This window comes from Pseudomonas sp. RA_35y_Pfl2_P32, from assembly GCF_963970735.1.
Classification (GTDB): Bacteria; Pseudomonadota; Gammaproteobacteria; order Pseudomonadales; family Pseudomonadaceae; genus Aquipseudomonas.
In genome coordinates this window covers 1-13,356 of record NZ_CAXAQF010000043.1, presented here as the reverse complement: position 1 = coordinate 13,356, position 13,356 = coordinate 1, and the positions used below count along the sequence as shown (strand labels likewise).

Annotated in this window: 7 protein-coding genes, 2 rRNA genes and 3 pseudogenes; 7 read left to right on the top strand and 5 right to left on the bottom strand. The window is 60.9% G+C overall.

Annotated elements, in window-relative coordinates; translation table 11 throughout:
• The 3 genes from rrf (AACY45_RS29390) to AACY45_RS26755 form a co-directional block, all read left to right on the top strand.
• Positions 1-79: ribosomal RNA gene (rrf, locus tag AACY45_RS29390) — 5S ribosomal RNA — on the top strand; the annotation flags it as partial.
• A gap of 110 nt (positions 80-189) precedes the next feature.
• Positions 190-305, top strand: a 5S ribosomal RNA gene (gene rrf, locus AACY45_RS26760).
• A 475-nt stretch (positions 306-780) separates the two neighbouring features.
• Positions 781-1,923, top strand: a complete 1,143-nt coding sequence (locus AACY45_RS26755; protein WP_339548433.1) for a group II intron maturase-specific domain-containing protein — start codon at positions 781-783, stop codon at positions 1,921-1,923.
• A 203-nt stretch (positions 1,924-2,126) separates the two neighbouring features.
• Here AACY45_RS26755 and AACY45_RS26750 read toward each other — a convergent pair.
• Positions 2,127-2,848 (bottom strand): annotated as a pseudogene (locus tag AACY45_RS26750) (TonB-dependent siderophore receptor); the annotation flags it as partial.
• A 28-nt stretch (positions 2,849-2,876) separates the two neighbouring features.
• A pseudogene (locus tag AACY45_RS26745) lies at positions 2,877-3,186 on the bottom strand (DUF4880 domain-containing protein); the annotation flags it as partial.
• Positions 3,187-3,348: 162 nt separating this feature from the next.
• On the opposite strand from AACY45_RS26745, the pseudogene AACY45_RS29385 reads away from it, so the two are divergent.
• A pseudogene (locus AACY45_RS29385) lies at positions 3,349-4,440 on the top strand (HAMP domain-containing protein); the annotation flags it as partial.
• A 69-nt stretch (positions 4,441-4,509) separates the two neighbouring features.
• Entirely contained in the window at positions 4,510-5,295 is a 786-nt protein-coding gene (locus AACY45_RS29380) for a methyl-accepting chemotaxis protein (protein ID WP_371927929.1), read from the top strand.
• A 79-nt stretch (positions 5,296-5,374) separates the two neighbouring features.
• Here AACY45_RS29380 and AACY45_RS26735 read toward each other — a convergent pair whose 3' ends face one another.
• On the bottom strand, positions 5,375-6,085 hold the full coding sequence (locus AACY45_RS26735) for a GntR family transcriptional regulator (protein WP_339548430.1): 711 nt from the start codon (positions 6,083-6,085) through the stop codon (positions 5,375-5,377).
• A gap of 271 nt (positions 6,086-6,356) precedes the next feature.
• Here AACY45_RS26735 and lapG point away from each other — a divergent pair, with 271 nt between their 5' ends.
• Positions 6,357-7,049, top strand: coding sequence for a cysteine protease LapG (gene lapG, locus AACY45_RS26730; RefSeq protein WP_339548428.1), 693 nt, complete (start codon positions 6,357-6,359; stop codon positions 7,047-7,049).
• 14 nt (positions 7,050-7,063) lie between these two features.
• Positions 7,064-9,010, top strand: a complete 1,947-nt coding sequence (gene lapD / locus AACY45_RS26725) for a cyclic di-GMP receptor LapD (protein ID WP_339548427.1) — start codon at positions 7,064-7,066, stop codon at positions 9,008-9,010.
• Positions 9,011-9,053: 43 nt separating this feature from the next.
• Here the strand turns inward: lapD and AACY45_RS26720 are convergent, their stop codons facing one another.
• Together AACY45_RS26720 and AACY45_RS26715 are read right to left on the bottom strand one after the other, a co-directional pair.
• On the bottom strand, positions 9,054-9,392 hold the full coding sequence (locus AACY45_RS26720; protein ID WP_339548435.1) for a tryptophan synthase subunit beta: 339 nt from the start codon (positions 9,390-9,392) through the stop codon (positions 9,054-9,056).
• 149 nt (positions 9,393-9,541) lie between these two features.
• Positions 9,542-13,356 (bottom strand): immunoglobulin-like domain-containing protein (locus AACY45_RS26715; RefSeq protein ID WP_339548426.1); only part of this gene is annotated, 3,815 nt, incomplete at its 5' end.

Below are 13,356 nucleotides of genomic sequence, written 5' to 3'. Positions count from 1 at the left end.
TCCCGAACTCAGCAGTGAAACGATGCATCGCCGATGGTAGTGTGGGGTTTCCCCATGTGAGAGTAGGTCATCGTCAAGATTAAATTCCGAAACCCCTATCTGCGTATGCAGGTAGGGGTTTTGTTTTATGTAGAAGTCCATGAATTTCATCGGCACGTTGCTAGCGTAACGGTCCGATATACAGAATTTCTTGACGACCATAGAGCATTGGAACCACCTGATCCCATCCCGAACTCAGCAGTGAAACGATGCATCGCCGATGGTAGTGTGGGGTTTCCCCATGTGAGAGTAGGTCATCGTCAAGATTGAATTCCGAAACCCCTGTCTGCATTGCAGACAGGGGTTTTGTCGTTGTGCGCCAGGCATGGCGCGTTGCGCGCAAGCGCAACCAGCTTGGCTGTGGTGGCCCTCGCTGGTGACTTGGAGGTGAAAGTCCTCTACACACCCGGCAAGGGAAAGTGTTAGCCAGAGGCAAGGGTGTCGCGGGTGACCGCGAATCTGAAGGAAGCCCGAGGCAAAATGCTGGCCTGACGAACAGGAAGCGGATCAGGCGGCGTAGCGGGGTGAGGTGGCAATGCTCACTAAAGCCCAATACTTGCACGGAGCGCTACGACGTAAATCCGACAGGCATAAGCAGGAAGGTCGCGCGAATTACCCTGGGAGATCTGCACGTTTACCACTGTGCTACCGGGCGTCGAGAGGCGACGGGATGAACGTGCAGAAGTCAGCCGAAGCCGTAGTAAGTGGCGGATAACCACGCCACCAAGGGCCGAACAGGTTATGCCGCCGGTAGGCGTCAGAGTCTCGCTGGATACCGAAATGCAGAAATTTCTTTCAGAGAAGACTGTTACTCCAAGTTCCGGACAGAATCCGAGAATGACGGCTGACAGCGCACAGGTATCAGCGGCGTCTGTGACGTGGACGAGAGCTGCGCCGGACACGCTGATGGCGCGAGTGCTTGCACCCGCCAACCTCAGACGTGCGTGTCAACGCGTAGTCAGCAACAAGGGCGCGCCGGGCGCCGATGGCATGACGGTCGACCAGTTGGCGGACTATGTGAAACAGTACTGGCCGATCCTTAAGGCTCGGTTGCTGGCCGGCGAATACCACCCGCAAGGTGTACGCGCCGTCGACATCCCCAAACCCAAAGGCGGAACCCGGCAGCTGGGCATTCCCAGCGTCGTGGATCGCCTGATCCAACAGGCTTTGCTGCAACAGTTCACGCCGCAAGGCGGCCCGCTCTCGCCGTTGCTGTCGAATATCCTGCTCAATGAACTTGATCGTGAATTGGAACGGCGGGGTCATCGCTTCGTACGCTATGCCGACGATGCGAACATTTATGTGCGCAGTCGTCGCGCAGGTGAACGAGTGATGGCCAGCGTTGAGCGTTTCCTGAGTCAGCGCCTGAAACTAACGCTGAACCGGGAAAAGAGCCGAGTAGCCGGGTCGTGGATGTGTGATTACTTGGGCTATGGGATGAGCTGGCATCAACAGCCAAGGTTACGAGTGGCAACGATGAGCCTGCGTCGCTTGCGCGACCGGCTCGGGGAGCATCTACGCGGAGCACGAGGGCGAAAACTGGTTTATACCATTGAGCGAATAAACCCTGTGCTGCGAGGTTGGGCTGGCTACTTCAAGCTCACTCAGGGCAAGCGTGTTCTAGAGAGACTTGATGGATGGGTGCGTCACAAACTTCGTTGTGCTCTGTGGCGGCAATGGAAACGGCCCTCAGCGAGGGCGCGCAACCTGATGCGCTTGGGGATCGACGAACAGCGCGCCTACCACTCAGCGTTTAATGGCCGAGGCCCTTGGTGGAATTCGGGGGCAGCGCATATGAATCAGGCGCTGCCAAAGAAGATCTGGGATGGACTCGGATTGGTCTCGATACTGGACACGATAAGCCGGCTTAATCGCATAATCTGAACCGCCGTATACGGAGCCGTACGTACGGTGGTGTGAGAGGACGGCGGATGTGAGTCCGCCTCCCTACTCGATTCAGGGGTAACCAAAGGCTCTGCAGGACACAGTAACGTCCTGCAGAGGCAACAAATCCAGCCGCTGAAATCAGGCGCTGGCTTTGGCGGAATGCCCCGCAACTGGAACGGGTGGCTCACCGGGGCTGCGACATGCGGCGCGCCGTTGGCTGGCATGCCGCTGTGATAGCGCCATCGGGGTCGTGCTGCAGGTAGGCTTGCAGGGTCAGCGAGGTGTCGTCGGTAAAGTCGATGCTCAGGGGGTGGCGCCAGGGCGAAGCGCTTTTCCTTGTTGTGAACGAACTGCGTGTCGGATTTGTCGGCAAGGTCTGTCAGACGACAGGCAATGCGCTTGTCGTCGTCTACAGGGCCGCTGAAGTCAAAACCCATACCTTGGGCCCTACGTGCCGACAGTGGCTTGAACCTGATGATAGGCCTCATACAGCGGCTTCTTGCGGGTGAGTACCACTAGGCCGCCGGGCGAACCGCGACCATAGAGCGCCAAGGAGGGAGGGCCCCTTGAGGATGTCCACGCGCTTCAGGACGTACGGGTCGATCCGCATGCAGCTGTAGGTGCCGCGGTCCCCCGCGCACTTCAAACCGTCGAGGTCGATGTTGTCTACCGAGCCATCGTTGAAACCACGCATGGCCTGATGAGTGGTTCCATAGGGGTTAGCCAGTACGCCCGGGGTATAACACAGGGCCAGGGAGACGCTTTGCGAGGTTTCCAGCAAGGCGGAACGGGTCTTGGTGGCGACCTGGCGGTGGGTGGCGTTGTAGCCTTCCATGCTGCCCAGCGCATTGCCCACGGCAACCCCCTTGATGTCGGTGGTTGGCAGATTCAGTGCTTCACCTTCAGCTTGCGGCCGCAGGACGCAACGGCTGGCTCGGGGGCGGCGTCAGACTGCTGCCGCAGGTCACTGTGATTTCGCCACGTGCCAGCTTGATCAGGCGTTGCCAGGCGGTGACCTCCAAGGTGGCGGCGCTGTCGGTGTGCAGGCGAAAGCAAGTGCCGTCTGGCAACTGAAAACCGTGGCGCTCGCCAGAAAGCAGCTTCAAGGCCTGGCGCTGTGTTCCGGGGGTGCCGCGCGCCACCGCTCACATTGAGCCTGGAGCTTGGGGGGATGGCGTTATTGTGCAATCGCAGCAGCCAACGGATGGACTGCTTGACCACCTGGAGGTGGAGTTCGACGTGGGCGCGTAGGTTACTCACCGTCCTCGATAAACCTCAATGCAAGCGCGTTAGTCCGCCATTCGGTGGGTTTTCTTAAAGATTGTCCCGGGTTCTGCACAAAACCCTAAGTTTTCCCGGCTTGGTGCCGAAAGACTGGGGGAGACATGCGCGCACCAAAGTAGAGCGGCCACAGAGCGGCCTATGGCGTTACATGGAATGTTGCACCCGGAACGCATCCCTACTCTTTTGCATGAGAAGTCCCCTGACATGAATCTCAAGTTCAGCCATAAAATCCTGTTGGCCGCTTCGGGCGTCGTGGTCCTGGCGTTCGCCTTGTTCACTTTGTATAACGACTACCTGCAGCGCAACACCATCCAGCAAAACCTCGACACCTCGGTCCAGCAAGCGGGGGCCCTGACGGCCAGCAGCGTGCAGAACTGGCTCAGTGGGCGGATCCTGGTCCTGGAAAACCTGGCGCAGAACGTCGCGCACCAGGGCGCCAACGCCGACTTCCCGGGCCTGGTCGACCAGCCGGCCTTCACCTCGAACTTCCAGTTCACCTACGTTGGCCAGGCAAACGGAGTGTTTACCCAGCGTCCTGACGCGAAAATGCCCGAGGGTTACGACCCGCGCCAGCGCCCCTGGTACAAGCAGGCGGTCGCGGCCGACAAAACCATGCTGACCCCGCCCTACATGGCCGCAGTCGGCGGGCTGGTGGTGACCATCGCCATGCCGGTCAAGAAGCACGGCGAACTGCTGGGTGTGGTGGGCGGCGACTTGAGCCTGGCGACCCTGGTCAACATCATCAATTCGGTGGACTTCGGCGGTATCGGCCATGCCTTCCTGGTCAGCGCCGACGGCCAGGTGATTGTCAGCCCGGACAAAGACCAGGTGATGAAAAACCTCAAGGACATCTACCCAGGCGCCAACGTGCGCGTCGGTGCGGGCAACCAGGAAGTGCTGCTCAACCAGCAGGAACGCATCCTGTCCTTTACTCCGGTCAACGGTCTGCCGAATGCGCAGTGGTACATCGGCCTGTCGATCGACCGGGACAAGGCCTACGCCGCCCTGGGCAAGTTCCGCACCTCGGCCTTGATCGCCATGTTCGTCGCCGTGACCGCGATTGCCGTGCTGCTGAGCCTGTTGATTCAAGTGCTGATGCGCCCACTGACCACCATGGGGCGCGCCATGCAGGACATCGCCCAGGGCGAGGGCGACCTGACCCGTCGCCTGGCCGTGGAAAGCAAGGACGAATTCGGTGAGCTGGGTGGGGCCTTCAACCAGTTCGTGGAGCGGATTCATGCCTCCATCAGCGAAGTCTCGTCGGCCACCCGCCAGGTGCACGACTTGTCGCAACGGGTGATGGCCTCCTCCAATGCCTCGATCATCGGTTCCGATGAGCAAAGCGCACGGACCAACAGCGTCGCCGCGGCCATCAATGAACTGGGCGCTGCCACCCAGGAAATCGCGCGCAACGCGGCGGACGCTTCGCAACACGCCAGCGGCGCCAGCGAGCAGGCCGATGACGGGCGCCAAGTGGTAGAGCAGACCATTCTGGCGATGACCGAGCTGTCGCAGAAAATCAGCCTGTCCTGCACCCAGATCGAAACCCTCAACGCCAGCACCGACAACATCGGGCACATCCTCGATGTGATCAAAGGCATCTCGCAGCAGACCAACCTGCTGGCGCTCAACGCCGCGATCGAAGCGGCGCGTGCCGGTGAAGCCGGGCGCGGGTTTGCCGTGGTGGCAGACGAAGTGCGCAACCTGGCTCACCGCACCCAGGAGTCGGCCGAGGAGATCCACAAGATGATCACCTCGCTGCAAGTCGGCTCGCGTGAGGCGGTATCGACCATGAACGCCAGCCAACTCTCCAGCGAAGAGAGTGTCGAAGTGGCGAATCAGGCGGGTGCGCGTTTGGTCAGCGTGACCCAGCGCATCACCGAGATCGACGGCATGAACCAGTCGGTGGCGGCCGCGACGGAAGAACAGACCGCCGTGGTGGAGACCCTCAACGTCGACATCAACCAGATCAACCTGCTGAACCAGCAGGGCGTGGCCAACCTCAATGAAACCTTGAAGGATTGCGATGCCCTGTCGCTGCAGGCCAACCGCCTGAAGCAACTGGTGGACAGCTTCAAGATCTGAAGCGCTGCACTGGACGAAAAAACGCGATGAGCCCTCTCTGGGGTCATCGCGTTTTTTTTTGCTGACGCACCCGCGAGTGTCAATTCGCGGAGGCTTTACCCTGGGCGTCAACGCTGTTCAGGTAGCGGGTGATGACGTCCACCGCACGATTGAGGTGGTGGGTCAGCTTAGCCACGCCCAGCGCCGCGTCGCGGGCTTGGGCGATGCGCAGCAGCTCACGATGATCCTCCTGGGTGAGCTTGCCGAGCCCCATGAAGCCCAGGTTGAAACGCAGGAAACGCTCTTCTTCCCACAGACCATTTTCAATCAGCGTCAGCAACCGGCGGTTGGGCGCCTTGCGGTACAGGGCCATATGGAACAGGCGATTGAGCCGGCCGATTTCGGCGTAATCGGTTTCGGTTTCCAGGTGGTCGATGTGGGCCGCTGCCTCGGCGAAATCCGCTTCATCGAGCAGCGGAATCGACAGGCGCAGGGCCTCGCATTCCAGCAGGATGCGCAGCGCATAGGTCTCGGCTGCATCACCTTCGATCAGGGGTGCCACGACCGCGCCTTTGTGGGCGACGACATGCAACAGCGATTGCGCTTCGAGCTGGCGCAGCGCTTCGCGCACCGGCATGCGGCTGACGCCGAACAGGTCGGCCAGGTCTTGCTGGCGCAGGGCGGTACCGCAGGGCAGGCGCCCGTCGAGAATGGCCGAGCGCAGGGTTTCTTCGATCACCGCGCGTGCCAGGTGAGCGGGGATGGGGCCGCTGACGGTAATGGTGCTGAGTGGGTTGGGCTTCTGTGCCACGACAATGCCCTCCGACAGTAGAAGTAAATATTGGATCCAATGCACACTAGTGACTGGGTGCCCGCTTGTCAAACGGGCAAGACAATGCCTTTTTCGAGCGTTTTATGCCACAGGCACGGGTGCCGGACGACGGGATGACAAGCGCGGCGCTCTCATCCTCGTCGGTCCCTCAAGTTTAGCCTGCACCCAGTGATTGCATCGTGCCATTGTCTTTTGTCGATCCAGGCTGCACCATCAATCGATTTCCCACCGCCCTCCCGGAATCAACGCATTGCTGGCACGTTGCGCACTCACTTTGACCTGGCGTTGGCTGTGCTCGGCGCTGCTGGTCGGCAGCGTCATGCTCGGTGCCCTGCAGGCCGATTGGGACTTCTCGCTGATCAGTCGGCGGGCCGAGGCCTTGTACGGGCCATTGGGCGAGGGCAAGCTGCGGATCGATGCCTGGCAGCACCTGCTGGCCACACAGCAGCAAGTTTCGGAGCTCGATCAGCTCAAAGCGGTCAACCTGTTCTTCAACAGGCAGATGCGTTACGTGGAAGACATCGACCTGTGGCGTCAGGTCGACTATTGGGAAACACCGGTCGAAGGCTTGTGGAAGGGCGCCGGAGATTGCGAAGACTATGCGATCGCCAAATACTTCAGCCTGCGCCATCTCGGAGTCTCCAGCGACAAGTTGCGTATCACCTACGTCAAGGCCCTGCGCCAGAACCGCGCGCACATGGTCTTGACCTACTATGCAAGCCCGGACGCAATGCCACTGGTGCTCGACAGCCTGGTCGACGCAATTGCGCCCGCCAGCCAGCGTACCGACCTGTTGCCGGTCTACTCCTTCAATGCCCAGGGCTTGTGGCTGCCAGGCGCCAAGGGTAACCAGAAAATCGGCGATACCAAGCGCCTGTCCCGTTGGCAGGACGTGTTGAAAAAAATGCAGGCCGAAGGATTTCCGGCCGAGACGACCCACTAGGAGCGCGCGCTCAGATGTCATTGTTCAAACAGTTGTTGCTTGCTATCTGCCTGTTCCTGGTAGTCGCCTTCACCGGTAGCTTCATGGTCAGCCTGGAAAGTTCGCGGACCCAGTACGTCAATCAACTGCGTTCCCACGCCCAGGACGCGGCCACGGCGCTGGCGTTGTCGCTGACACCGAACATCGACGACCCGGCGATGGTCGAGCTGATGGTCAGCTCGATTTTCGACAGCGGTTATTACGCGAGCATTCGTGTGGTGGACCTCAAGACCGACACCGCCCTCGTCGAGCGCAACGGCACCCCCGATGTCAGCAAGGTGCCACAGTGGTTCGTCAACCTGATCGGCCTGGAGCCGGCCGGTGGCGATGCGCTGGTCAGCCGCGGCTGGGAGCAGGCGGCCAGGGTCGAGGTGATCAGCCATCCCATGTTCGCCGTTGCCCGGCTCTGGCAGAGCGCCCTGGGCAGCCTTGGCTGGTTGCTGGTGTGTGGCGCGGTCAGCGCGGTGCTGGGGGCGTTGTTGCTGCGCCGCCAACTCAAGCCCCTGGACTACATGGTCAAGCAGTCCCATGCCATTGCCCGGCGCGAGTTCCTCAGCTTGCCGCAGCTGCCGCGCACACCTGAGTTGCGGCGTGTGGTGCAAGCGATGAACCAGATGGTCGAAAAGCTCAAGGCGCTGTTCCAGGAGCAAGCCGAGCGCAGTGAAAAACTGCGTGCGCAATCCTATCAGGACACCCTCACGGGCCTGGCCAACCGACGCTATTTCGAGATGCAGTTGAATGCCCGGGTGAGCAATACCGAACAGGCGAGCTCCGGTTATCTGTTGCTGTTGCGGGTCAAGGACCTGGCGGGCCTCAACCAGCGCCTGGGCGGGCAGCGTACCGACCAGTTGCTGCAGGCTGTCGGCCAACAGTTATCGCGTGAATGTGCCCGTTATCCGGAAACCCAGAACCTGGTCACCCGTATCCGTGGCGGCGAATTTGCCGTGCTGGCGCCGGGCCTGGTCCGCGAAGAAGCGCAGCAACTGGCGCAGAGCCTGGACAGTGCGCTGGCCAGCCTGCACGCCACCGGGGCGACTGACGTGCCAACGGTGGCGTCGATCGGCCTGGCGCCGTTTGCCCACGGCGATACGCCACAGGCGGTATTGAGCCTGGCCGACCAGGCACTGCTGCAAGCGGAAGGCGAGGGCGACTCGAACTGGGCGTGCCTGGAGCACAGCGTGGCCGCGACGGTCGGCGACGACCACCATGCCTGGCACCGGCTGCTGGATCAGGCGCTCGAGCAACAACGCTTCCAGCTGTACTTCCAGCCCGTCGTGGCCAGCCAGGACACCGACCTGGTGCTGCATTACAAAGTCCTTTCGCGCCTGCTCGACGAGCAGGGCCAGACCATTCCCGCCGGGCGCTTCCTGCCGTGGCTGGAGCGGTTTGGCTGGATGGCGCGGCTCGACCGCCTGATGCTCGAGGGTGTGTTGACGCAGATGGCCGGCCACGAGCAATCGCTGGCGCTCAATCTGTCCGCCGCGACCCTGGCGGATCCGCAGGCGCTGAACAAGGTCTTCGAGATCCTGCGCCAGCATTCGGACCTGGGTTCGCGCCTGACCCTGGAAATCGGTGAGGAGCAACTGCCTGACCAGGCCGTGCTCGAACAACTGACCCAACGCCTGCGCGAGCTGGGGTTCTCCCTCAGCCTGCAGCGCTTCGGCGGACGGTTCAGCATGATCGGCAACCTGTCGCGCCTGGGCCTGGCCTACCTGAAAATCGATGGTAGCTACATCCGCGCCATCGACCAGGAAAGTGACAAGCGCCTGTTCATCGAAGCCATCCAGCGCGCCGCCCACAGCATCGACCTGCCGCTGATTGCCGAGCGGGTGGAGACCGAAGGGGAGCTACGGGTGATTCGCGAAATGGGCCTGTACGGGGTGCAGGGCCAGTTGTTCGGCGAACCGAAACCCTGGCAGTAACAAGGCGTGCGAGCGTACCCGTCGACCGGGTTCGCTTAAGGGCTCAGATCAACCCGCTTTCATCTTCGTTGATCAGATGGCTCAATCCCCCCAGCGCTTCACGCGCCTGGGTTCGGTCCATCAGCTTGGCTTGTGCGGCCGGCGGCAGGTCGGTGACACGAATCACCCCTTTGCTGGTCAGCACCTGAATCAGGTCGTCGAGTACCCGGATCATCTCCAGGTCACTCTGTTTAAGCTGTTTAAGGCTGGTTTCCATCACCTCGTTGGCGTACCAGGCCTGGATCTCGTGGTGGTCGGCGGGCAGCGTTTCCGTTGCCTCGGCGTAGGGCGCAGCCTCTACGCGCACCAGCAGGCCCTGTGCATCACGTTGCACGTAGAACATCGACAATCCCTCATGAATGAACCAGCGTCGTGCTGTCAGCAGCATAGGCCAACGCAGGTGAGTATGCGGGGCAACGCTCAAGTCGTCACCCCGGCGGTCATTCGAACACGCCTGCCGACCTCCCGCGTGAGCGGTCGGCAGGTACCCGGTCAACTGTTGTTGTGGTCGATCTTGATGGTTGGGTCGAGGCCGACCACCAGCGAGTTGACGCTCTGACCGGACCAGTTGTTGCCTTCCAGTTTGATCGTCACGTCGGCGTTGGCGATGCCGCCTGCGGCATTGAGCTTGCCTTCGGAACTGACCTGCAACGTCGATACCCCTTCAACCGTGGTGATTTTCAGGAAGTTGTCGATGGTGCTGGCGCTCTCGCCCTGCAACAGGTCGCGCAGATCGATGCGGTCACCTTCGCTGGCCTTGAAGTCCTTGATCACGTCATTGCCGGTATCACCGGACCTCCAGACGAAGGTGTCGGCACCCGAGCCGCCGGTCAGGATGTCATTGCCCGAACCGCCCAACAGGATGTCGTTGCCTTCACCGCCGAGCAGCGTGTCCTTGCCGGTACCACCCAGCAGGATGTCATTGCCCTTGCCGCCGTCGAGCACATCGTCGCCGCCTTGGCCGAAGATGATGTCGTTGCCGGCACCGCCCAGCAGGTTGTCGATACCATCCCGCGCCCCGGACACATCGAACGCGTTGTAGTGCTCGGTGACGTACTGGTGCACATTGCTGGCAGTGACCTTCGTCACTTCCATCCCGGTTTGCTGGCCAACGTAGGCCTGCATGGCCTGGTAACCCTCGCCGGCAATGCCATTGAAGCTCACCAGGTCGCCGAAGATGATGTCGTTGCCATCACCGCCATTGACCGTGTCGGCACCCGGCAGGGTCGCCTCGGAATGGCCGAGGATGGCATTGGCCAGGTCCTTCGGATCGATGTTGGTTTGCGGCTTGTCATCGGTGTCGTACGGAATCAGGTCGGCCGGCTTGATGGTCTTGTTCAGGCCGATCGCCTCGACCTGCGACAGGCCACTGAGCAACAGGAAGCTGCTGTTGGAGTTGCTGGTCGTGCCATTCCTGTCGTCGGTGTAGGAGATCTCATAAGTCCCGTCGCCCTGCGCACGGATCGTGCCGAGGGTGTTCGCCTTGTACCACTTGCCCGGTTCGTATTCCTTCCATAGGGCGACCTGGCCGTTGCTGTTGATCAACTGACGGCTCACGCCACCCAGGGTGATATACGCGGTATCGCCCAGTTTGTAGTTGTTGACGTTCAGGTAGTCGTCCAGCTTGCCGTCGTTTTGGCTGTTGCTGTAGTAGAAGTCCGCCACCACCGGGTTGGTCTGCTCGCCACTCTGGTAGTAGTTAGGCTGACCGTCGGTGATGAAGTACGTCAGGTTGGTGGCACCTGCATTGTTCTTGGCCTGATCGCTCTGGAACCAGTTAGCCGTGGTCTTGAACACGTCCTCGTAGTTGGTGCCGCCGCCCGACTGCATCGACCTGACCATACCCTGCAGTTGCTCCAGCGCGCCCTGGTCATTGAGGTTGACCGACAGCGTCTGGCTCACGGTGCTGTCGAACGTCGTCAGGAAGATGTTGACCGTCCCCGAGGTATTCGCACCCAGGCTCTGCTTGAGGGTGTTGAACATCAGGGCCAGCGACTCCTTCGCTGCCTTGATCGAGGTGTCCATACTGCCGGAGGTGTCGACCATGAACGCGATGTTGTAGTTCTTGCCCTGGACCACGTTCAGGCCACCGATATCAGCAATGACGATGTCATTGCTGTCGGTCCCCAGGATGTTGTCATCCTTGGTCGTGCCCATCATCGGGTTGTACGTCGCCGGGTACAGGGTCACCGGGATCTGCGCGGTACTTGGCGCAGAGCCACCCAACTGCTCGGTGGACGTCGACGTCACCGTCAGGTTGAACGAGGTGTTGTAGTACGGTGGCGGGGTGATGGTCAGCGTGCCGAGGTTCCAGCCGGTGACATTCGCCTCGCCATTGGTGGCGGTGGCCGTGAAGGTATGACCGGCGCCATCGCTGAGCACGGAGCCCGCCGGAATCCCGCCGATCTTCACGCTCAGGCTTTCAGAGCCGTCCGTGTCGGTCAGTCCGGTGGTGATGGCCGACAGCTTGACGGTGCCGCCCTCTGGGCCGGTGTTGAGTTTGTAGCCGTCGTAGTAGCCTTCACCGTTGCTGCCATGCAGGTCGGAAACCGTGACACCGGCATTGATCAGGTCGTTGACACCGGTATAGATCGGCACGCCGGCATTGTTCAGGTTGACCACCGGGCCGTTGTCTACCTTGAGGTTGACGTCGTAGCTGCCCGGGCCGCTCTGGTTATGGTGGTAGATGTCCAGGGTGTAGTAACCGCTGGTGGTCGGCGTGAAGCTACCGTTGAGTGCGCCGCCATTGCCCCACAGGGCACTGGCCACGTTCTGGCCACCGATGCTCACCAGCAGGCTGTCATCGCCTGTACCGCTGAACGTGTAGACCTTGCCGGCTTCGAGGTAAATCAGGCCGGAGGTTTTCGAGGCAACCCCAGCGGTCACACTGCCTTCCTGCACGTCGCTGACGGTGGTGCTGGTGTTTGGCTTGCCGGCCGCGTCGATCACCGATTTCAGGGTGTTGGTTGGCGCACCGCTGCCAGTACCGTTGAAGCCGGTGTTCAGCGCAGTCAGGCCGGTCCAGATCTCCTTGATCAAGCCGGTCGAGTTCACATTGTTGCCAGCGATGCTCAGTGTTGGCGCATCGGCCTGCGGGGTGATATCGACCTTCAAGGTCGCTTCATTGCCCAGGTTGAAGCCGTCAGTAGGCTTGAACGTGATCTGCGCGTAATCCGCGGCCTTGTTGCCCACCCCGGTGCCGCCATAACCGTCGGCACCCGACTCGTTGCGTGCGGGCACAAACGTCAGTTTGCCCAGGGCGATATCCGCCTGGCTGATGGTTTGGCCAACCGTGACCTTGACACCGTTGAACAACAGGTCGCCAGCGCCCGATACCTGGGTGATGGTGATACCCAATGGGCTGTCGTTATCGACATCGGTGACCTTGAAGTTGTCCCAGGTCAGGGTCATGGTCGTGTCTTCAAGACCGGTAACGGCCCCGCCGACAGTCACAGGTGCATGGTCGTTGTCGACGATGGTGGTGTTCACGCTGGACTTGTTCGGATCGATCCCCAGGTTTTCGAAGGAACCACCGGTAGCCTTGTCGATGGTGATCACGAAGTTCTCGGCACCTTCGACCAGCTTGTCATCACGGGTGCTGATATCGAACCCGACATTGTTGCTGTTGGCTGGAATCGTGACCGTCACGACACCGGTGAAATCCACGCCGTTGATCGCAGTACCGGTGTACTTCAGGGTCACCGTCACATCGGTCTGAGCGGTGTTGCTCAGGTTCAGCGTGTAATGCGCCGACTGGCCTTCAATGACCGATGTCACACCACTGATACCCACGGTGGTCGGGTCGCCCTGGCCACTGGGTTCATCCGTCACGGTGGTGGTCAGCGTGGTGTCTGTGAGCGTCAGTTTTTCGAAGTTCTCGTCACCGGTGACCGAAACCAGCTTGTTGACGATCGGAGCCTGGCCGCCAGTGAAGATGTCGTCCTTGGCGGTGATAGTCGTGCTGGCCGAAGTCCCGTTCGCAGGAACGGTGACCTTGGTGCCATCGGACAGGGTGAAGACCAGTGGGCCGTGGCTGCTCATCGGCAAGCCAGCAGTGTTGGTCAGGGTCACGGTGTAAGTGACCTGGCCGCCTTCGGTGACGGTGGTTTTATCCACAGACAGGGTGGCAACCACTTCGGAGATAGTGTCGCCGATGGTGACCTGAGCTTTGTCGCCGAGCACCAGGTTCTCGAAGGACTTGCCGTCAACGGTGGCGTTGTCGATGCCGACTTCCACAACTTGACCGTCTTTGTAGACGTCATCACCTTGCGCAGCCAGCTCGTACGGAACGCTGGTGGTGCCGGCCT